We start from the raw sequence: 20,151 nt of genomic DNA, 5'->3' as shown, positions 1-20,151 counted from the left end.
CCACCGGGCGCAGGGGGAGTCATGGACGACCTCACCGATGAGGAGTTGTACGACGAGTTGATCGCCTCACTGGCGGCCGAGGGGGTCCGCGCCACACCGGGGCTGGACCGTGCCTCGATCCTGATCCACAACGACTGGGCCCTGGGTGACGAGGCGCCGGAACGCTTCGACCCGCCGCTCGAACTCGCGGTGAGTCCGCAGATGCTTGGCCGTCATCTGCGTGCGATCGCGCCGGAGGCCCAGGACGCACTGGGACAGGCGCTGTCGCCGCTGGGTGCGGCCATGTCCCTCTTCCTCGTGCACATCATGGCGGCCGTCGAGACCAAACCCGGCCGGCACTTCACCATCGATCCGCCGAACTGATCCGTGCCGACGGCCCCGGGTTGGCGGGGCGCTCTACCGGGCAGACCAGGGGAAACCGGCCTTCAAGCAGGCTTCTTCGGCCACGGGGGGAGTCATGGACGACCTCACCGACGAGGAGTTGTACGACGAGTTGATCGCCTCACTGGCCGCCGAGGGGGTCCGCGCCACACCGGGGCCGGACCGCACCTCGATCCTGATCCACACCGGCTGGGCCTTCGGCGAGGAGCAGTCGGAGCGGTTCGACCCGCCTCTCGTCCTCCACGGCGGCCCCGAGCGGATCGGCCGTCACCTGCGCGTCTTGGAGCCCGACGCGGAGGAGGCCCTGGGCCGCGCGCTGCCGCACCTGCGGGCGGCGATGTCGCTCCTGCTCATCCACATCATGGAGACCGTTCAGACCGTGCCGGGTCGACGGCACCTGGTCCTTGCCGAGGGCGGCGTCGACGCCCGCCCTTCCCCGCCCGCCGGGTCCCGTCCGGCCCCGAGCCCCTGACCGCCCGCCCCGCCCCCTCATGCGTGCGCCGCATAGGCCGCCTGTCCGGACACCGACGGCCGCCTTCCCGTACCGTGGGAGCGGTCGATCCGGATCTTCCGCCCCCCATCCCCAGGAGACGTATGAGCGGCAGGACCCCCAGGTTTGGCGGAACCCACAACACCCTCGACGGGGGCGTCCGCGGTCCGGTCATCCAGGCCGGGCGGATCGATGAGCTGCACCAACACGTTGCGGCCGGACCTCCCCGGCCGCTGGAGGTGCCGTCGCCGCCGGCGGACTTCGTCAACCACGAGGCCGCCGTCGGATGGGTCCGCGGCCTCCTGGACCCCGACGCCCCGCCCCGGGTCGTCGTGTGGGAGGGCCCGCTGGGTATCGGCAAGAGCTCCCTGCTGCGCAAGATCGCCTACGCCACCGAGTCCCACTTCACTGGGGGACAGCTCACCTTCGAGTACGGGCGCGGAGTCCAGGAGGACAGCGCCGCCGCGCTCGCCCAGTTCCTCCGTTCCCTGGGGGTCGCCAAGGAGGCGCTGCCCGCCGACCCCGGGGACTGGCCCGGGGAGTACCGCACACGCACCCGCGGCCTGCGCCTGCTCGTCGTGGTCGAGGGCGCCTGGGAGCCGGCCCAGGTCCGTGCGCTGATCCCGAGCGGACCGGGGAGCCTCGTCCTCGTCTCCGGGGACGGCCCCGATCTCGGGGAGCTGACGATCGACGCCCAGGCCCGGATCCGCGACCTCGAACCCCTCCAGGATGGGGCCGCGCGCACACTGCTGGGAAAGCTGGCCGACCGCGACCTGTCCGCGGAGGACCCTGCGGCCGTGGCGCGGCTGCTGGAGGTGTGCGGCGGGCTGCCGCTCGCGCTGGTGCTCGTCGCCGCCCAGCTCGCACGCATGGGCCCGGGCGGTGCCGGGTCCCTCGCCGCCCGGGTGCGGGACGCCAGGACCGGGCTGCGCGCCATCGGTGACGGACGCGGCAACCTCTCCCTGGTCTTCCAGGACGCCTACGGCCAGCTCTCCTCCGGGGCCGCCGGACTGTACCGGGCACTGGGCGTGTGGCCGGGGCCGGATCTGGACCGCTCGGTGGTCGGGGCCGTCGGTGAGGAGGGGCTGGTCGACGAACTCGTCGCCGCCAACCTGATCACGCATGACGGACACGGCGCCCTGCGGTTCCGGCACGAGCTGATCCGCGCCCACGCCCGCGAGCGCGTCGAGGACGAGGAGGGGGAGGAGCGCGGTGGCTGGCTGCGCCGGATGCTCGACGCCTACATGACTGCGCTCGGACACGCCGAACTCCTGGTGCGCGGGCCGCGGCTGCGTGTGGTCGACCTGGATGCCCTGCTCGACGGAACCGAGGACCCCTTCGCCGGGAGTGCCGAACGGGCCAGGGTGTGGCTGCTGCGACAGCGCGCCACGCTCATGGCGGTCGTGCTGGGCAGTCACGACGCCGGTCTGTGGGGGCACACGTGGCGGTTGGCCGAACTCGCCTCGGCCCTCTACCTCGACCAGCGTTTCGTGCATGACTGGGCGGTGACCGGCGAGACGGGTGCCGACGCCGCGCGGATGGCGGGCGAGGCCGCCGCGGAGGCCCGCCTGTCCTCCCTGGTGTCCCGGCCGCTGCGGGACCTGGCCCGTGACGGGAAGGGCCGGGAGCGGGCACGGGCCCGGATCACGCGGGCTCTCGAACTGGTGGAGCCGGTCGATGACGAGTTGCTGCGCGGCTCGGTCTGGGAGTTCTACGGGCGCTACCTGGAGCAGGAGGACCCGGAGGGGGCGATCGCCGCCTTCGACCGCTCCCTGGGCCACAACAAAGCCAGTGACGCCCCCGAGTCCGAGCGCGGCGCGGCGCTCGCCCTGCTCTTCCGGGGCGGGGCCCTGGCCACGGCGGGCCGCACGGAGCAGGCCGTCGCCGACATCGAGGCCGCTCTGGGGGCGCTGCTCGCCCTCCCCCAGGGGCCCGACCGCCGGATGGCGGCGCGCGCCCGGGTGATGCTGGGGCGCGCCTGCGCGGACGCCGGCCGCGACCGGGACGCCGCGGGCGTCCTGTCGGAGGCGCTGGAGGAGCTCACCTCGCAGGGGCTCGGGTACTACGCGGCCGAGGCGCACGCTGAAGTCGCCGACGTCCTCGGCCGGCTGGGGGACCCCCGCGGGCGGCGCGAGCACCTGGAGCGGGCCCGGGACCTCTACCTGGACGCGGGCAGCCCGCGCGCCAGGGCGCTCACACGGACTCTGGAGGACGAGTCCGAGGAGGGGTGACGGGCAGCGCCTCCACCGAGCACTCCCTCGGCGGGCTGCCCACGTGTAGCTTCCAGGTGCCCTCGGCGCGGTCCACCGTGCGCAGGAGGGTGTACACCGCGCCGGAGGCCAGGACCGGGTCCAGGGGCAGGCTGGTGCGAACGAGCAGGGGACGGCGGCCGCGGATCGCCACGAGCGTGCCGTCGCCGGTCGGCGAGGCGGCGATCAGGGCGCCCGGTAGCAGCTCGAGGGCCTCCTCGGCCCACGCCTCGGGGGTGTCGTGGGCATCGGTGTCCCGGCAGACCACCGAAGCCGAGCGCGCTAGGGAGTGCCGCTCCTCGGTTTCGAGGACCGACAGGTGGCGGACGGATCCGGGGCGCGGCGCGGGTGTGTGTCGGGAGGCCGCGGGAAAGCGTTCGAGTGCGATCTCCCCCTGCCCCTCCAGCCGGCCGTGGACCTCGAAGGCGCGGGGCGGGGTGCCGGAACCGTCCTGGACGGGGTACGGGAGCGTCCGCGCGGTGCCGTCCTCGTCCGGGGGGAGGAGGTCCAGGAACCCGTAGAGGAGTTCGGCGAGCGCGCGGCCGCCCTGCCCGGGGCGGCCGAAGGCGAGGTCCGCGGCGGCGCGGTGCCGCTCCGGGGTGTGGTTTTCGATGGCCGACTCCACCTGGCCGCGCAGGTCCTCCGTGGTGAGCCGGACGGCGCTGCGGGCCAGCGCGCCCGCGGCTGTGCCGGGTACCGACTCCTCCCCGAACGCCGCGAGGAGGACGGGCAGGCCGAGGGAGGCACCGTAGAGGGTGACGCTGCCGTGGTCGCCGACCACGCAGTCGGCGGCGACCATGGCAGCGCCCCAGCCCGCGTGCGGAGGGATCAGCAGCAGTCCGGCGTCCAGTGCGTCGGCGAGCATGTGCCGTACCGACCAGGGGCTGTGCGCGAACCAGATGTTGGGGTGCAGGACGGCCGCTACCCGGTAGAGGTCGTGGGGAAGGGAGCCGAGCAGGGCCCCGGGCAGGTCGGGGCGGGAGCCGATGACACCTTCGGGCCCCCAGGTGGAGGTGAGCAGGAGCAGGCGCTGGCCGGGGTGCAGCCCGAGCCGGGCGCGGTAGCCGTGACGCAGGCGCCGGGCGTCCACGAGGCGGTCGCGCGCCGGGTCGCCGACGACGCGGGCGCGGTCCAGCAGGGCCTGCGGGACCCGCGCCTCTCGCAGTTGCGCGAGCTGTGCCGGGTGGGAGAGCACCAGGTGGATGTTGCCGGCGCTCTGGGACTCCTCCCTGACGAGCCCCGACAGGCGGCGCCCGCCGGTCCGGTGGTCGGGGACGAGTTTCTGGAATCCGATGCCGTGCGGAAGGACCGCGACCGGGCAGGTGAAACCGGTGAGGTCCACGTTCTCGGACGCGGTGAGGACCAGGCGCGGACGGACGCAGTGGCGCAGCTTCCAGGGGACGAGGGCCGCTTGGAGGGATTCGAGCAGATCCCGTGTCCCGGCGTTGAAGGCGGTGCTGTCGCTGAGGGCGAAGACGATCTTGACGCGGTCGTCGCCCCGGAAGACGGCCAGGCCCTCGACGGCACGTACGGCGGAGGTAAAGGTGCGGGCCAGGACGAGGACGGGGGCTCTGCCGACCAGGGTCTCCCACAGGTGGGTCTCGGGGCCGGCGGCGGTACGCGCGTAGGGCGAGTGGAGCAGCGCCGGCCAGGGACAGGGATCGTGCTCCGTGCCCGGACGGCAAGGAGTGCGGCATGGGTGCAAAGGTCGCTCCTGCCCTCGGGAGCCGTGACGCACCAGGGTAGTGGCCGGTCCCCGCGCACCGGCCGGAGGCCGTCCGACCGCTCGTCCCCGGGGCGCGGGCCCCGGCCGGATCGGCCGGGGCACCCGCCCCGCGGTCAGGAGCCGAGGGTGCGGCGGTAGGGCCGCTTGAACGCCTCGAACCAGGTCCACTCGGGGTCGAGCTGGCTGCGCAGCTTGACCTTGCCCTCCGGCCACCCCAGCAACTGCTCCTCGAAGGAGGGCAGCACCCCGGACTCCGGGTCGAGGTAGTAGTGGTAGTGGCGCTCACCGCGCTCGGTCTTCTGCGCGAAGAGCGCGCCGTCGTCCCCGAGTGTCTCCTCCAGACGCGACTCCAGGTCGGCCAGCGCGGCCTCGGAGGCGTCGACCGGGCGCTTGTCCGCGTCCATCGTCGCGAACGGCACCACCACCTGCACGTACAGCGAGAACGCAGGGAAGTCGCGGCGTGTCAGCGGGTGCCGGAGCCGGATGCGCACCGAACCGAACAGCGGGTGCGCGCCCTCCAGCGTCACCCAGCCGTCGACACCGCCGAGCATGTCCGCCATCTGCCGGGCCACCGCCGGCATCGACGTGGGCGGGAGCGGGTCCAGCGGGCGTTCCTCCAGCGCTTCCACCTTCCCGATCCACCGCACGGTGTCGTCCTCGCCCAGGGCCAGCATGGTGACGTGTTCAGCCAGCTTGTGGCGGACCTCGTCGGGCAGGAACATGTTGTCGGGGTGGTACACGCCGGCCTCGATCTTGCCGGAGGCCTGGTCCACCCGCAGGGAGACGGAGGTGTGCGACAGGTCGAGTTCGTGGTCGTCCAGGGTCAGGACGGAGGACAGCCTCCCGTGGTCGGCGGGCAGGGCGGGCCGGAAGACCCACTGCTCGTCGTCGGGGGCCGACCGCGACCAGCGCTCCGACATGACCCGTGCTTCGTCGGAGGTGCCCGGGCGGAGGGTGAACGCGTAGGCGGGGCCGCCGGTGAGCTGGGAGGGGTCGTCGAGCGCCGCCAGTTGTTCGAGGAGCTTGCCCGGGTCCACGTCCGGGGACAGGTCGATGTCCTCGACCGTGCCGGGCCTGTGCTCGGGTGCGCGCCCGATCTCCCAGTCCAGGTCGCCGTGGACCGCCTCGACCAGGACGGTGACCCGGTCGCCGATATCGGGGGGCGCGGGCCGGCCGGCCTCCACCGCGCTCGCGAGCGCGTCGCGGAGCTCGGGCCAGGCGTCCCAGAAGGCGGTCACTGCGGTGGTGGTGTCGGCGGTGGAGCGGCGACGACGGAACAGAGCCATACCCTGATTTTCGCAGAAGCGCGTGACCACCCTCGCCCGGTATCCCCGTGGCGCGGACCCCCGCACGGCGCATACGCTGGAGCGCACTATGACTTTGCGTGTACTGGCAGCCATGTCCGGCGGGGTCGACTCCGCGGTGGCCGCGGCCCGGGTGGCCGAGGCCGGCCACGACGTCACCGGTGTCCACCTGGCGCTCTCCAAGAACCCGCGGTCCTACCGGACGGGCGCGCGGGGCTGTTGCACGGTGGAGGACTCCCACGACGCCCGGCGCGCCGCCGACGTCATCGGCATCCCCTTCTACGTGTGGGACATGTCGGAGGAGTTCGACCGCGAGGTCGTGCAGGACTTCGTCGCCGAGTACGAGGCGGGACACACGCCCAACCCGTGCCTGCGCTGCAACGAGAAGATCAAGTTCGAGGCGGTCCTGGACCGGGCGGTGGCCCTGGGCTTCGACGCCGTGGCCACCGGGCACCACGTCCGCAAGGTCGACGGGCGCCTGGTGCGCAGCGTCGACGGGCGCAAGGACCAGTCCTACGTGCTCGGCGTGCTGACGGCCGAGCAGTTGGCGCACGCGGTGTTCCCCCTCGGCGACTGCACCAAGGACGAGGTGCGCGAGGAGGCCGAGCGGCGGGGGCTGTCGGTGGCGGACAAGCCCGACAGCCACGACATCTGCTTCATCGCTGACGGCGACACCGCAGGGTTCCTCCAGGGCAGGATCGGCGCCCGGCCGGGTTCGATCCGGGACGAGGACGGCAACGAGGTGGGGCGGCACGAGGGCGCGCACACGTTCACCGTGGGCCAGCGCAAGGGGCTGGGGCTGGGCGGTTCCCCGCACCCGCGCTACGTGCTCTCGATCGAGCCGGTGGACAACACCGTGACCGTGGGGCCGCGCGCGTCGCTGCGGGTGGACCGGATCACGGGGGTGCGGCCGGTGTGGAGCGGCGCCGCGCCGCCGGTCGAGCCGATCCGCTGCCACGTCCAGTTGCGCGCCCACGGCGAGGTGTACCCGGCGACCGTCGTGCAGCGGGATGCGGAGGGCGGCCCGGAGTTGCACGTGGAACTGGCCGAGCCCGCGTCGGGTGTGGCCCCGGGGCAGGCCGTGGTGGTCTACGACGGCGACACCGTGCTGGGGTCGGCGACGATCTCGGAGCGTGCCAGGGTGGAAGGCCCAGTGGTGGCCGGATAGGGACGAAGCGGTGTCTTCTTCACCTTCGCTCTTGCCAGATTTAGGTAAGGCACACCATGGTTGAAGGCGAGAAGAGGGGACCTGGTCCATGCCTGAGTTCGTTTTCCTGGAGGGGCGGCCCTTCTGGATCGTCTATCTCGTGCTGCTCGCGGTCATCCTCTGCCGTGTGCAGGCCACCTACTGGGTCGGCCGCGGCCTGGGCGCGGGGGTGTCCCTGAGCCCGATGGGGCGCCGCCTCGGTACCAGACTCGACACCGCCAAGGCCCGCATCGACCGCTACGGTGCCCCCGTCGTCACGCTGAGCTTCCTCACCGTGGGCGTGCAGACGGCGGTCAACCTCGCCGCCGGGGCGATGCGCATGCGCTTCGGTGTCTACCTCCCCGCCATGTTCGTCGGCTCCCTCATCTGGGCCGGCGTGTGGGGCGTGGTCCTGTCCGGGATGGTCGGTGCCTGGTGGACGCTGTTCCTGCGTTCCCCCTGGACCGCGGCCGGGGTGGCCGCGGCCGCCGTCGCCGGGGTCGGTGCGCTGGTGGTGCGCGCCCGCCTCCGGGCCGCCCGGGGCCAGGACGCGGGCACCGAGCCCTCCGAGGAGGCGGAACCCGCGCGTCCCGTGTGAGCGGACCGCAGGTGCCCTAACCTTGGGCGTCGTGAGCGAACAGCATTCCCATCCCTGGCCCGACGCCTCCTCCACCGGGGTCGGGTCCTGGCCGGGGGAGGACCCCCACGAGGCCGTGCGCACCGTCCTCGGCGAACTCCCCGACCTGCCCCACCTGCCGGAACTTCCCGGTCGCGGTGTCGGTGCCGACATGGTCGGCCGCACCGCCGGACTCCTGGTGGACCTGCCCGTCGAGGTCCAGCCCAGCGGGTGGCGGGTGGCCGACAGCCCCGGCCGGGACCTGGCACGGGCGCACAGCCTCATGTCCTACGACCTGGACGCCCTGACCGAGCACGCCCACGGTTTCGAGGGGACCCTCAAGATCCAGGCAGCCGGCCCCTGGACCATGGCCGCCTCGGTCGAACTGCGCGGCGGGCAGCGCCTGGTCTCCGATCCCGGAGCCCGCCGCGATCTGGCCGAGTCCCACCTGGAGGGCGTCCTCGCGCACGTCGCCGACGTCCGCAAGCGCGTTCCGGGCGCACGGCTCCTCGTGCAGATCGACGAACCCTCCCTGCCCGCCGTCCTGCTCGGCTCCCTGCCCACGGCCAGCGGCTACGGCCGCCTGCCCGCCGTCGACCGCGTGGACGCGGAAGCCGTGCTGCGCCTGCTCCTCTCCGCACTGGAGGAGGCGGACACGGTCCCCGCCGTCCACTGCTGCGCCCCGGGAGCCCCCGTCGACCTGATGCGGCGCAGCGGCGCGCGTGCCCTCGGCCTGGACGCGCGCCTGCTCACCCGTGACCACGACGAGGCGCTCGGCACCGCCGTGGAGGCGGGCACCGGGCTGCTCCTCGGGGTGGTTCCGGGGATCGACCCGCCGCCCGCGGGGACGGCCCCCGGAGGTCCCGGAGTGTCCGACCCCGCCGCTACCGTCGATCCCGTACGCGAGTTGTGGAATCGGCTGGGCATCACCCCTGACCTGCTCTCCCGCGCGGTGGTCACCACGCCCGCGTGCGGGCTGGCGGGCGCTTCGCCCGGTTACGCCCGGGCCGCTCTGGAGACAGTGCGGGCCGGAGCCCGCGTCCTGCGGGACGATCCCCGCGGGCGTGCCGCCGTCCGCGACCGCAGCAGGTGAGCACGAGAGCAGGAGGAAGGCGGCCCTTGAGCGCCCACGAGAGCACCACCCACATCCCCGACGGGGTTCGTGACCGCTACCAGGAGCTGTGCCTGGAACTCGACGGCCACAGCTACCGCTACTACCTCGGCAGGCCCGTCGTCTCCGACGCCGAGTACGACGCCCTCATGCGGGAACTGCGCGGTATCGAGGAGGACTTCCCCCTCCTCGTCACCCAGGACTCGCCCACGCAGAAGGTCGGCACCCCCATCAGCGGCGAGTTCGCCGAGGTCGAGCACCTGGTCCGGATGGAGAGCCTGGACAACGCCTTCGACTTCGACGAACTCGGCGCCTGGGCCGGCCGTGCGAGCGCCGAGGTGCCGGTGGACGCCTACCTGTGCGAGCTCAAGATCGACGGCCTGGCCGTGGACCTGGTCTACGAGCGGGGCCGCCTCGTGCGCGCCGCCACCCGCGGCGACGGGCGCGTGGGAGAGGACATCACCCTCAACGTGCGCACCATCGAGGCCGTGCCCGAGCGCCTCGACGAGTCCGGGCACCCCGCTCCCGTGCTGCTGGAGGTACGCGGCGAGGTGTTCATCCCCGTCCAGGGGTTCGCCGAGCTCAACAAGCGCATGGCCGACGCGGGCGAGCACGTGTTCGCCAACCCGCGCAACGCCGCCGCCGGTTCGCTGCGGCAGAAGGACCCGCGGGTGGCCGCCGCCCGGCCGCTGTCGATGATCGTGCACGGCGTGGGGGCCTACGAACCGGCGGACGGCGGCCCCGCTCTCACCAGCCAGTCCCGGACCTACGAGCTCCTCGGTGCGTGGGGGCTGCCGCTCAGCGACCGCTACGAGGTCGTGGACTCGGTGGAGAAGGTCCGCGCCTACGTCGCCCGATACGAGCGCGACCGCCACGTGCCCGCCTACGAGATCGACGGCATCGTCGTCAAGGTCGACGACTTCGGGCTGCAGCGCCGACTGGGCTCCACCAGCCGCGCGCCCCGGTGGGCAATCGCCTACAAGTACCCGCCCGAGGAGGTCACGACCAGGCTCGTCGACATCAAGGTGGGCGTGGGCCGCACCGGCCGGGTCACCCCCTACGGCGTGATGGAGCCGGTGACCGTCGCCGGGTCCGAGGTCGAGTTCGCCACGCTCCACAACGCCCAGGAGGTCGCCCGCAAGGGCGTGCTCATCGGCGACACCGTGGTGCTGCGCAAGGCGGGTGACGTCATCCCCGAGATCCTCGGCCCGGTCCTGGACAAGAGGGACGGCACCGAGCGCGCGTTCACCATGCCCGAGCACTGCCCCGAGTGCGGCTCCCGGCTCGGCCAGCAGAAGGAGGGCGACGTCGACCTGCGCTGTCCCAACGCCCGCTCCTGTCCCGGCCAGTTGCGCGAGCGGGTCGCCTTCATCGCCGGACGCAAGGCGCTGGACATCGAGGCGCTCGGGTACGTGGCCGCCACCGCGCTCACCCAGCCGCTGGAGCCCGCCCAGGCGCCCCTCAGGGACGAGGGCGACCTGTTCGACCTCACCGTCGACCAACTGCTGCCCATCCGCACCCACGTGCTCGATCCGGGCACCACCGAGCCCAAAACCGACCCCGCCACGGGCGAGCCCAAGGTGGTGTCCTTCTTCGCCAACAAGGAGGGCGGGCCGAAGAAGACGGTCGACAAGCTCCTCGAACAGCTGGAGGAGGTCAAGAGCCGCCCGCTGTCGCGGGTGCTGGTCGCGCTGTCCATCCGGCACGTGGGCCCCAGCGCGGCCGAGGACCTGGCACGCCACTTCCGCTCGCTGGACGCTATCCGGGAGGCCGATGAGGAGGAACTGGCCTCCGTGGACGGCATCGGCCCGACCATCGCCCGGTCCATCCGCGAGTGGTTCGAGGTGGACTGGCACCGCGAGATCGTCCGCAAGTGGCGTGCGGCCGGGGTGCGGATGGAGGACGAGGAGCCCGAGCACCGGTTGGACGCGCTCGCGGGTGTCACCGTGGTGGTCACCGGCGGTCTGGAGGGCTTCACCCGAGACAGCGCCAAGGAGGCCATCGTCGAACGCGGGGGCAAGGCCGCCTCGTCGGTCTCCAAGAAGACCGGGTTCGTGGTGGCGGGGCAGGCGCCCGGCTCCAAGTACGACAAGGCGGTCACCCTCGGTGTGCCGATCCTCGACGAACGGGGCTTCGGCGTCCTGCTGGAGGCGGGGCCCGAGGCCGCGCTGCGGGAGCGCCTCAACCCGCCCGCCGAAAAGAGCGCCGACTGACGCCTCCCGGGCCTCGCGGGTACGCCGGCCTTTGTCGGCCGTACCCGTGATGCCTGCCCCTGTTACACACCGTATTTCACGGATAGTCCCGAGTATGCGACGTTTGGTGATGTCACGGCGTAAGCTGGACACCACCGAGGATGCGGACGCATCCCAACCCCCGATTCGGTCGTGGAGGGGCGACCGGGCCGGGGACAGTGACACACAGGAGCGCCAGCCGCCCGGGCCGGACCGCTCCGCGGCCCCCTCAAGAGGACCTGAATGAAGGATCCCAGCAGCTCACGGGACATCGGTCCCCGGGCGGGGACACCCCTATGGTGGTACACGGCGAGCACCATGCTCGCCGGGACCGTCCTGCTCGTGTCCGCCAGCCTGGAGATCGGCCTGGCCGAACTCCGCGGTCTGGCCGCCGAGCCGCTCATCTGGGTCCTGCTGTGCATGATCGTCCTGGGGGAGCTCAGGCCCGTCTACTCGCCCGGGCAGCCGCGCAGCAGCGGCACGCCCACCTCGCTGCCCTTCTCCTTCGCGGTCGTGGTGTTCTTCGGGCTTCCGGTCGCCGCTGTCCTGCAGGCCGCCGCCACCGCGGTTGGCGGCACCGTCTGCGGCCACGCACCGCACCGCACCGCGTTCAACGCCGCCCAGTACACCCTCTCCCTCGGTGTCACCGACGCCGTCCTGCGGCTGTCCCTGCCGTACCTGCTCCAGGCCCCCTGGCCCTCCGCGGCAGGCGAGCTCCTCGCCATGGCCCTGGCCGGGACCGCCTACTTCGTCGTCAACCGCGTACTGATCATCTGCGCCGTGGCCATGCACGAACGCGTCCCCCTCGCCCAGGTCCTGTTCAAGGGGATCGGCCAGCAGGCCTACGTCAACGCCGTCCTGCTCAGCCTCGCTCCGCTGGTCGTCACCGCCATGACCCACTCGGTGCTGTACGTACCGCTGTTCGCCGTCCCACTGGCCGCGCTCCACACCAGCGCACTGCTCTCAGTCAAACGCGACCACCAGGCCAACCACGACGAACTCACCGGCCTGGCCAACCGCAAGCTCCTCACCGTCCGCGCCCGCGAGGAGATCGCCCACGCCCGTCAGCGGGACGGCAGGGTCGGTCTGATCCTGCTCGACCTGGACCGGTTCAAGGAGGTCAACGACACCCTCGGCCACCCCACCGGCGACCGCCTCCTCCAGACCGTCGCCCGGCGCCTCTCCCACAGCGTGCGCCCTGGTGACCTCGTCTCTCGGCTCGGCGGCGACGAGTTCGCCGTCCTGCTGCCCAAGGTCCGCGACACCGAAGCCGCCCGGGAGGTGGCCGAACGCCTGCGCTGCGCCCTCGCCGAACCCGTGCGCCTGGAGGGCATGGACTTCGACCTGGAGGCCAGCATGGGCATCGCGCTCTTCCCCGACGACGCCCCCGACTTCGCCCTGCTCATGCAGCGCGCCGACGTCGCCATGTACGTGGCCAAGGGCGGCCGGACCGGCGTGGAGTCCTACGACCCCGGCAAGGACCGCAACTCCACCGCCCGCCTGAGCCTGTACAGCGAACTCCGCCGCGGCCTGGCCGAGGGCGCGCTGGAGATGTACTACCAGCCCAAGGTCTCCCTCGCCGACGGCCGCCCCGTTGGTCTGGAGGCCCTGGCCCGCTGGCGCCACCCCACTCGCGGCCTGCTCACACCCGACGAGTTCATCCCGGTCGTGGAGCAGTCCAACCTCTTCCGCGCCTTCACCGGGCAGGTCCTGCACACCACCCTCGCCCGCGTCGCCGAGTGGCGCGAGCAGAAGATCGACCTGCCGGTCGCCGTCAACCTGTGCATGCGTGAACTCCTCGACCCCGAACTGCCCTCCACCGTGGCCACCGCCTTGCGAGAACACGGCGTCTCCTCCCGCGACCTCGTCCTGGAGATCGGCGAACAGGCCCTCATCGCCGACGCCAACGCCGCGGCCGCCGCTGTCGAACGCCTCCGCGACCTCGGGGTCGGTCTGGCCCTGGACGACTTCGGGACCGGCCACTTCACCCTCGCGGCGCTCGCCGGTCTCCCGCTGGACGAGGTCAAGATCCACGAGTCGTTCACCGCCCGCCTCGCTGACGACAACGGCGGCCGCACCGTCGTCTCCGCCGCCATCACCCTGGTCAGGGCCATGGGGATGCGGGCCACCGCCGAGGGCGTCCAGTCCGGCGAGCTCACCGCGGCCGCACGCGACACCGGGTGCCACGCGGCCCAGGGCCACTTCTTCTCCCCTCCTCTCTCCCCGCGCGATGTCGCCGGGTGGATCGCCGCCCGCGAACACGGCACCCTCACCAGCCCGTGAGGCCCGCCCCGCGCCGCCACCGGCGCCGGGAGCGGCCGCGGAGCCCTAGGATTGGTGCGGTAAATCCAGTCCGCCGAAGAAACGGTTCACACACGATGACCGCCATCACCCGCGATGAGGTCGCACACCTCGCCCGGCTGTCGCGGCTGGCGCTCGACGAGAGCGAGCTCGACACGCTCGCCGTCCAGCTCGGTGACATCCTCACCGCCGTGGCCAAGGTGCAGGAGGTCGCCCAGGGCGACATCCCGCCCAGCTCGCACGCCCTGCCGCTGACCAACGTCTACCGTCCCGACGAGGCCCGGCCCTGCCTCACCCCGGAGCAGGCCCTGTCCGGGGCCCCCGCGGTGGAGGACCAGCGCTTCCGGGTCCCGCGGATCCTCGGGGAGGAGGAGTAGCGATGAGCGACATCGTCAGCCTGACCGCCGCAGGCCTCGGCGCGGCCGTCCGCTCCGGCGAGGTGTCCGCGGAGGAGGCCGCCACCGCTTACCTCGACCGCATCGAGGCCGTGGACGGGGATATCGGCGCGTTCCTGCACGTGGCCCGGGAGTCCGCCCTGGAGCAGGCACGAGCCGTGGACGCCCGCCGGGCCGCCGGTGAGGAGCTCGGCCCGCTCGCCGGGGTCCCGATCGCCCACAAGGACGTGTTCACCACCAAGGACATGCCCACCACCGCCGCCTCCAGGATCCTGGAGGGCTGGCACCCCCCCTACGACGCCACTGTCACCGCGCGCCTGCGCGAGGCCGGGCTCGTCATCCTGGGCAAGACCAACATGGACGAGTTCGCGATGGGCTCCTCCACGGAGAACTCCGCCTACCAGGTGACCCGCAACCCGTGGGACACCGACCGCATCCCCGGCGGCTCCTCCGGCGGCTCCTCCGCGGCCGTGGCCGCGTTCGAGGCGCCCCTGGCCACCGGCACCGACACCGGCGGCTCCATCCGCCAGCCGGCCGCCGTGTGCGGCCTGGTCGGCGCCAAGCCCACCTACGGCGGCTCGTCGCGCTTCGGGCTCATCGCGTTCGCCTCCTCGCTGGACACACCCGGCCCGTTCGCGCGCAACGTGCTCGACGCCGCCCTGCTCCACGAGGCGTTCTCCGGCCATGACCCCCGCGACTCCACCTCCATCGACGCCGCGGTGCCCCAGGTCGTGGACGCCGCCCGCGCGGGCGGCGTCGAGGGCCTGCGCGTGGGCGTGGTGAAGGAGCTGGGTGGGGAGGGCTATCAGGAGGGTGTGCGACAGCGCTTCCAGGAGACCGTCGAACTCCTGGAGTCCCTGGGCGCCAAGGTCGTGGAACTGTCCTGCCCGAGCTTCGACGCCGCGCTGTCGGCCTACTACCTCATCGCGCCCAGCGAGTGCTCCTCCAACCTGGCGCGCTTCGACGCCATGCGCTACGGCCTGCGCGAGGGCGACGACGGCACGCGCAGTGCCGAAGAGGTCATGTCGCTGACCCGCGCCAAGGGCTTCGGCCCCGAGGTCAAGCGCCGCATCATGCTCGGTACCTACGCCCTGTCCAGCGGGTACTACGACGCCTACTACGGCAGTGCCCAGCAGGTGCGCACGCTCATCAAGCGCGACTTCGACGCTGCCTTCGAGAACGTGGACGTGCTGGTCTCCCCGACCACGCCGACCACTGCCTTCCCCATCGGTGAGCGCTCCGGGGACCCGATGGCGATGTACCTGGCGGACCTGTGTACCATCCCGTCCAACCTGGCGGGCAACGCCTCGCTGTCGGTGCCGTGCGGCCTGGCACCCGAGGACGGCCTGCCGGTGGGCTTCCAGGTCATGGCCCCGCCGCTGGCAGACGACCGCACCTACCGGGTGGCGGCGGCGGTGGAGCGGGCCCTGGCCGAGCGCGAGGGCGCGCTGCTCGCCCGCAGCCCCTACGCCGTGGGCTGAACCGGCCTCTCCCGCCCACCGCGCACGAAACGAGGGCCCGTCCGGTGGACGGGCCCTCGCCGTGTTCCCTACCGCTCCGCGGTGTGCGGGCCGTTCGACCTACGGGCGGCCTACTCGGCGCTCTTGCGCTTGCGGCTCAGGTAGATCGCACCGGCACCGGCACCGACCACGGCGACACCGGCGACGATCAGACCGGTCAGAGCGCTACCGGTGAGCGGCAGCTCCGGCTCGTTCTGGTCGTCGGGCTCGTCGGAGGGCTCCTCCGACGGCTCGTCGCTGGGCTCGTCAGAGGGCTCGTCGGACGGGCTGGGCGTGTTGCTGGGCTCGTCAGAGGGCTCGTCGCTGGGCTCGTCGGTGGGCACGGTCCAGGAGGCGGTGGCGGAGGCCTCCACCGAGACCTCCTCGCTCGTGGCGGTGATGAGGGTCTGGGTGGGGTCGTTCTCGTCCTCACCGCGGAACAGGCGGCCGGTCTGGACGATACCGGTCACGGACAGGCCGAAGGAGGCCGAGCCCGCTTCGGTGCCCTCGGGAACCTCGAAGCCGACGGTGTCGCCGTTCTCCACCTCGGTCACGGGGTCGCCGGTCTCAGCGTCGACCAGGACGACGCCCTCGGGGTTGCCCGCGGGCACCTCGACGGCGAGGGCGCCCTCGACGCTGGTCTCCACGAGGAACTCGCCGACGGTCTCACCGGCCTCGCCGGAGGCCTCGGCGGGCGTGATGCTCAGGGTGGCCTCGGGCTCCTCGTCCTGGGCCAGCACCTCGGCGTTCTCGACGAGGTAGTCGTAGATCGCCTCGACGTCGGCGTCGGCGTCGGTCAGGTCGGCGCCGTTGCTGAAGTGCCAGATGGCGGCCTGGGTGGCGGCGAGGGCGTCCTTGTCGGAGGCGGGAGAGGCCAGGCCGGCGTCCTCGGACAGGTCAGCGGCGCTCACCTTGGGGTAGCTGTTCTGGAGCACCCAGTGGACCAGCGGCGGGTCGGAGAAGTGGCCCTGGCCCGGGTAGGTGCTCCAGTCGTCCTCCAGGTACCACGCGTGGGAGTCGATACCCGTCTCGAGGTCGATGCAGTACGTGGTGAGGGTCTCGCCGCCTTCGAGGGTGAGTTCGAAGAGCACGGTCCCGACCTTGTCGCCGTCCATCTTGACGGAGGAGCCGGTCTCGGCAGCGCCGGTGTACTGCGCGCGGACCGCGCTGTCCCCCTCCTCGGGGTCGGCGGCGGCGGGCGCCGCGGCGAGGCCGAGGGCCAGGAGGGCGGCGGCGGTGGCCGCGAGGCCGCCGCGTACGGCGCGTCGGGGGGAGGAGATGTGGTTGGTCAAAGCCGTGTCCCATGGTGTGCGGAGGGTGTCTGTGTGAGGGCACCCTCGAATGGACGTTGAGATGCTGCGAGCGGCTCACGCGGAGCGGGGCGTGAGGGGAACCTTCCACGGAGGTTGTGCGGGTCGCCACGTGGGGTGCGGAACCGATGAGGGGAACGCGGTGCGCGTACGCCGAGGATCGGGCGCCATCGGTGGATCGTGCCGCGGTGGTGGCGAGAGAGGACCGCCTGGAATGTCCGCTGTGCGGCTGATACTAGCGATCCCCGGGCGCACTTCCAACCGGTACTCCGGAAAATGTGGTCAAAATCGGCTGTCCGGGAACCGGGTCAGGACCTGTCCCTATTAAGGAAACGACCTGATCAGCGGCGGTGTTTGCGACCCAGAGTGAGGATGAGCAGACCGGAGACCACTAGGGCCCCGGCGATGGTCAGCAGTCCCGACACCCAGGTTCCAGTCAGCGCCAGACCCCCGTCGCCGTTCCCGCCTTCCGGGGCCCGCTCCCCGGACTCCTGCCCGGACTCCTCGCCGGGGCCGGTGCTCGGAGCACGCGGCTCGGCCTCCTCGGGCTCCTCGGGCTCGGCGGCGGCCGCCGCCGCCTCGGGGCCGGCCGCGGACAGCGGCTCCTCCGGGTTCCAGGTGAAGGTCGCCGTGGTGGAGCGTGCGGTCGTCCCCGGCTCCGCGGTGACCAGCGGCTCGGTGCGTACCCCGTCCCGCCCGGTGAACAGGCGCCCCTCCGGCAGGGGGACGTCGCTGCCCTGCGCCTGGAGGGTGACCACCCCGGCCGGGACCGACGGGTCGACGTCCAGGTAGACCGAGTCGCCGTCCGTCACCTGGTTGACCTGCTCGCCCCCGGCGTCCACGAGCCAGGAGGCAGGGGCGCCCTGCAACGAGACGCGTACCGGGGAGGTGCCCGAGGCGGTCACGGTCACGGGTCCGAGCGGCTCTTCGGGGGCGATGGCGTCGATCTGGGCGGGCGTGATCTCCAGGGAGCGCACGGTGGAACCGGGATCCGCCTCGGCGCTCTCGGACACCAGGTACTCGTAGAGGGCGACCACCGCGGCGTCGTTGCTCCGCTCGTCCAGTTCGCTCCCGTGTAGCACGTGCCACAGTGCGGTCTGGGTGGCGGCGATGGCCTGACCCTCGCTCAGGAGCAGGACCTCCGCGGCCAGCGACAGCTCCGCGGGATCGGCGTTCGGGTAGGAGTGGGCAACGATCCAGGCGGCCCGGCCCGCCGGTCCGGCGGAGTCCGCGTCACGGGATTCGTTCCATTGGGGGGTGTCGCTCCACGGTGATTCCACGTATGCTGCGCGCGGAAGCACTTCCTCCTCGGGGGTCGCCCGGTAGGCCGCCACGGACTGGCTGTCGGCCACACGGAGGCTGAAGAGTGCGGTGCCCTCCTCGCTCCCGTCGGTGAGGACCACGTCGACACCCTCCACGGGCTCCCGGTCCACCCGGGAGAAGTCGTCGGCCCACGCCGCGGGGGCTCCGCCGAGTCCGCCCACCACCAGGGCGGCCGACGCCAGCACGGCGGCGCACCGGTGCGGGATGCTCCACATGCTCGCTCCCAGAAGGTCGGGCGGCGGTCGGCGCGGCGGTGCGCCGGACCTGAGGTCTCGGACCCCTCAGCGTAACCGCCGGGGACCCGTGCGGAGCGCCGAACCCCTGTGATAGCGACCCAATCGTGTGCGCGCCGTGACATCCGGGCAGCGCGGGACGGCACAGCCCCCGGCCCTCGGTAGGCTGGGGCACGAATGCACGTCCTCTACTGAAACGGGTTTGCGGCGATGTCCCACGCGGTAACTCCCAGCACCGACAGCGGCACCCTCGACCCGGTGCCCTTCGATCGGGCCCTGGACCGGTACGAGCCCGTGCTCGGTCTGGAGACCCACATCGAGCTGGGAACCGCCTCCAAGATGTTCTGCTCCTGCCCCACCGCGTTCGGCGCCGAGCCCAACACGCAGGTGTGCCCGGTCTGTCTGGCGCTGCCCGGTTCGCTGCCGGTCGTCAACCGCACGGCGGTCGAGAGCGCCATCCGGCTGGGGCTGGCCCTGGGCTGCTCCATCGCCCCCTGGGGCCGGTTCGCCCGGAAGAACTACTTCTACCCGGACATGCCGAAGAACTACCAGATCTCGCAGTACGACGAGCCGATCTGTGTGGACGGCCACCTCGACGTCACCGTCGACACCCCCGACGGCCCGCGGGTGTTCCGGGTGGACATCGAGCGCGTCCACATGGAGGAGGACACGGGCAAGACCTCCCACGTGGGTGGTGCCACCGGCCGCATCCACGGCGCCGACCACTCCATCGTCGACTACAACCGCGCCGGCATTCCTCTGCTGGAGATCGTCACCAGGCCGATCACCGGCACCGGCGGCCTCGCCCCCCTGGTCGCCCGCGCCTACGCCGCCGAACTGCGCGACCTGGCCCGATCGCTGGGGATCTCCGACGTGCGCATGGAGGAGGGCTCCATGCGCTGCGACGTGAACGTCTCCGTCAACGAGCGCGGTGCCGACACGTGGGGCACCCGCAGTGAGACCAAGAACGTCAACTCCCTGCGCTCGGTCGAGCGCGCCGTGCGCTCCGAGATCGAGCGCCAGGCCGCCGTCCTGGACGCCGGGCGGCGGGTCGTGCAGGAGACCCGCCACTTCAGGGAGGACCTCGGCCGCAGTACCTCCGGCCGCAGCAAGGAGGAGGCCCAGGACTACCGGTACTTCCCCGACCCCGACCTGGTCCCCGTCGCCCCGTCGCAGGAGTGGATCGAGCGGCTGCGGACGACCCTGCCTGAGCTGCCCGCGGCCAAGCGCGCCCGGATCCGCGCCGAGTGGGAGCTCACCGACACCGAGATGCGCGACCTCGTGAACGCCGATGCCATCGACCTGGTCGAGGCGACCGTCCAGGCGGGCGCTCCCTCGGCGGAGGCCCGCAAGCTGTGGCTGAACGAGCTGTCCCGCCGCGCCACCGAGCAGGAGACCGACCTGGCCGCCCTGCACATCACCCCGGTCCAGGTGGCCCGGATCATCGCGCTCGTCGCCGAGGGCACGCTCACCAACAAGCTGGCCCGGCAGGTCGTCGAGGGGGTTCTGGCCGGTGAGGGCGAACCCGATGCCGTCGTGGAGGCCCGCGGCCTGAAGGTGGTCAGCGACGACGGCGCGCTCGGCGCCGCCGTGGACGAGGCGATCGCCAACAACGCCGACATCGCGGAAAAGGTGCGCGGCGGCAAGGTCGCGGCGGCCGGTGCGCTGGTCGGCGCCGTGATGAAGGCCACCCGCGGCCAGGCCGACGCGGGCCGCGCCCGCGAACTCATCCTGGAGCGGCTGGGCGCGGGCTGATCCCGGTGCCGGGAACCGCCTCTCACCGGGGGCCACCGTCT

The 20,151-nt window shown here is 72.5% G+C and carries 15 protein-coding genes; 11 read left to right on the top strand and 4 right to left on the bottom strand.

Annotation, left to right across the window (positions count from 1 at the left end):
* Positions 1-21: 21 nt before the first annotated feature.
* The 3 genes from B042_RS0102675 to B042_RS21705 all read left to right on the top strand — a co-directional run bounded on the left by B042_RS0102675 (position 22) and on the right by B042_RS21705 (position 3,102).
* Complete coding sequence (locus B042_RS0102675; protein ID WP_028646938.1) at positions 22-363, top strand: hypothetical protein; 342 nt, start codon at positions 22-24, stop codon at positions 361-363.
* Positions 364-457: 94 nt separating this feature from the next.
* Positions 458-853 (top strand): hypothetical protein, encoded by a 396-nt coding sequence (locus B042_RS24210; protein ID WP_051415412.1) that lies wholly within the window; start codon positions 458-460, stop codon positions 851-853.
* Between the two features lie 122 nt (positions 854-975).
* Positions 976-3,102 carry a hypothetical protein gene (locus B042_RS21705; RefSeq protein ID WP_036553698.1) on the top strand — a complete coding sequence of 709 codons (2,127 nt, stop codon included), beginning with the start codon at positions 976-978 and terminating at the stop codon, positions 3,100-3,102.
* On the opposite strand, the gene B042_RS0102660 is transcribed toward B042_RS21705, so the two are convergent.
* Together B042_RS0102660 and B042_RS0102655 are read right to left on the bottom strand one after the other, a co-directional pair.
* Complete coding sequence (locus tag B042_RS0102660) at positions 3,065-4,825, bottom strand: hypothetical protein (protein WP_155988833.1); 1,761 nt, start codon at positions 4,823-4,825, stop codon at positions 3,065-3,067. The genes B042_RS21705 and B042_RS0102660 overlap by 38 nt on opposite strands.
* A gap of 134 nt (positions 4,826-4,959) precedes the next feature.
* On the bottom strand, positions 4,960-6,132 hold the full coding sequence (locus B042_RS0102655) for a hypothetical protein (RefSeq protein WP_028646936.1): 1,173 nt from the start codon (positions 6,130-6,132) through the stop codon (positions 4,960-4,962).
* Positions 6,133-6,220: 88 nt separating this feature from the next.
* Between B042_RS0102655 and mnmA the strand changes: the two genes are divergently transcribed.
* From mnmA to gatA, 7 genes are all read left to right on the top strand, one after another.
* Positions 6,221-7,318, top strand: coding sequence for a tRNA 2-thiouridine(34) synthase MnmA (mnmA, locus tag B042_RS0102650; RefSeq protein ID WP_231493693.1), 1,098 nt, complete (start codon positions 6,221-6,223; stop codon positions 7,316-7,318).
* 88 nt (positions 7,319-7,406) lie between these two features.
* Positions 7,407-7,934 (top strand): DedA family protein, encoded by a 528-nt coding sequence (locus B042_RS0102645; protein ID WP_028646934.1) that lies wholly within the window; start codon positions 7,407-7,409, stop codon positions 7,932-7,934.
* A 31-nt stretch (positions 7,935-7,965) separates the two neighbouring features.
* Positions 7,966-9,045: a methionine synthase gene (locus B042_RS0102640; protein WP_036553732.1), complete on the top strand. Its 1,080-nt coding sequence runs from the start codon at positions 7,966-7,968 to the stop codon at positions 9,043-9,045.
* Between the two features lie 26 nt (positions 9,046-9,071).
* The gene (gene ligA / locus B042_RS0102635) at positions 9,072-11,276 is read left to right on the top strand and encodes an NAD-dependent DNA ligase LigA (RefSeq protein ID WP_028646932.1); all 2,205 of its coding nucleotides are present in this window, start codon (positions 9,072-9,074) and stop codon (positions 11,274-11,276) included.
* Between the two features lie 261 nt (positions 11,277-11,537).
* Complete coding sequence (locus B042_RS0102630; RefSeq protein ID WP_028646931.1) at positions 11,538-13,577, top strand: bifunctional diguanylate cyclase/phosphodiesterase; 2,040 nt, start codon at positions 11,538-11,540, stop codon at positions 13,575-13,577.
* Between the two features lie 95 nt (positions 13,578-13,672).
* Positions 13,673-13,972, top strand: coding sequence for an Asp-tRNA(Asn)/Glu-tRNA(Gln) amidotransferase subunit GatC (gene gatC / locus B042_RS0102625; RefSeq protein ID WP_028646930.1), 300 nt, complete (start codon positions 13,673-13,675; stop codon positions 13,970-13,972).
* Positions 13,973-13,974: 2 nt separating this feature from the next.
* Positions 13,975-15,471: an Asp-tRNA(Asn)/Glu-tRNA(Gln) amidotransferase subunit GatA gene (gene gatA, locus B042_RS0102620; protein WP_028646929.1), complete on the top strand. Its 1,497-nt coding sequence runs from the start codon at positions 13,975-13,977 to the stop codon at positions 15,469-15,471.
* Between the two features lie 110 nt (positions 15,472-15,581).
* On the opposite strand, the gene B042_RS0102615 is transcribed toward gatA, so the two are convergent.
* Together B042_RS0102615 and B042_RS0102610 are read right to left on the bottom strand one after the other, a co-directional pair.
* Positions 15,582-16,781 (bottom strand): Cys-Gln thioester bond-forming surface protein, encoded by a 1,200-nt coding sequence (locus B042_RS0102615; protein ID WP_036553695.1) that lies wholly within the window; start codon positions 16,779-16,781, stop codon positions 15,582-15,584.
* Between the two features lie 359 nt (positions 16,782-17,140).
* Positions 17,141-18,337, bottom strand: coding sequence for a thioester domain-containing protein (locus B042_RS0102610; RefSeq protein ID WP_028646927.1), 1,197 nt, complete (start codon positions 18,335-18,337; stop codon positions 17,141-17,143).
* A 228-nt stretch (positions 18,338-18,565) separates the two neighbouring features.
* On the opposite strand from B042_RS0102610, the gene gatB reads away from it, so the two are divergent.
* Positions 18,566-20,110 carry an Asp-tRNA(Asn)/Glu-tRNA(Gln) amidotransferase subunit GatB gene (gene gatB / locus B042_RS0102605; protein WP_369797658.1) on the top strand — a complete coding sequence of 515 codons (1,545 nt, stop codon included), beginning with the start codon at positions 18,566-18,568 and terminating at the stop codon, positions 20,108-20,110.
* Positions 20,111-20,151: the final 41 nt, after the last annotated feature.

This window comes from Nocardiopsis sp. CNT312 (assembly GCF_000515115.1).
In the GTDB taxonomy this organism is placed as follows: Bacteria; Actinomycetota; Actinomycetes; order Streptosporangiales; family Streptosporangiaceae; genus Nocardiopsis.
The sequence above is the reverse complement of the archived record's forward strand: the minus strand, read 5'-3'. Positions and strand labels throughout refer to the sequence as shown.

What these genes read in the sequence shown, in the direction of transcription:
- B042_RS0102675 (WP_028646938.1), top strand. Translation starts at nt 22, where the DNA reads ATGGACGACCTCACCGATGAGGAGTTGTACGACGAGTTGATCGCCTCA.
- B042_RS24210 (WP_051415412.1), top strand. Translation starts at nt 458, where the DNA reads ATGGACGACCTCACCGACGAGGAGTTGTACGACGAGTTGATCGCCTCA.
- B042_RS21705 (WP_036553698.1), top strand. Translation starts at nt 976, where the DNA reads ATGAGCGGCAGGACCCCCAGGTTTGGCGGAACCCACAACACCCTCGAC.
- B042_RS0102655 (WP_028646936.1), bottom strand. Translation starts at nt 6,132, where the DNA reads ATGGCTCTGTTCCGTCGTCGCCGCTCCACCGCCGACACCACCACCGCA.
- mnmA (WP_231493693.1), top strand. Translation starts at nt 6,221, where the DNA reads ATGACTTTGCGTGTACTGGCAGCCATGTCCGGCGGGGTCGACTCCGCG.
- B042_RS0102645 (WP_028646934.1), top strand. Translation starts at nt 7,407, where the DNA reads ATGCCTGAGTTCGTTTTCCTGGAGGGGCGGCCCTTCTGGATCGTCTAT.
- B042_RS0102630 (WP_028646931.1), top strand. Translation starts at nt 11,538, where the DNA reads ATGAAGGATCCCAGCAGCTCACGGGACATCGGTCCCCGGGCGGGGACA.
- gatC (WP_028646930.1), top strand. Translation starts at nt 13,673, where the DNA reads ATGACCGCCATCACCCGCGATGAGGTCGCACACCTCGCCCGGCTGTCG.
- gatA (WP_028646929.1), top strand. Translation starts at nt 13,975, where the DNA reads ATGAGCGACATCGTCAGCCTGACCGCCGCAGGCCTCGGCGCGGCCGTC.
- B042_RS0102610 (WP_028646927.1), bottom strand. Translation starts at nt 18,337, where the DNA reads ATGTGGAGCATCCCGCACCGGTGCGCCGCCGTGCTGGCGTCGGCCGCC.
- gatB (WP_369797658.1), top strand. Translation starts at nt 18,566, where the DNA reads ATGTCCCACGCGGTAACTCCCAGCACCGACAGCGGCACCCTCGACCCG.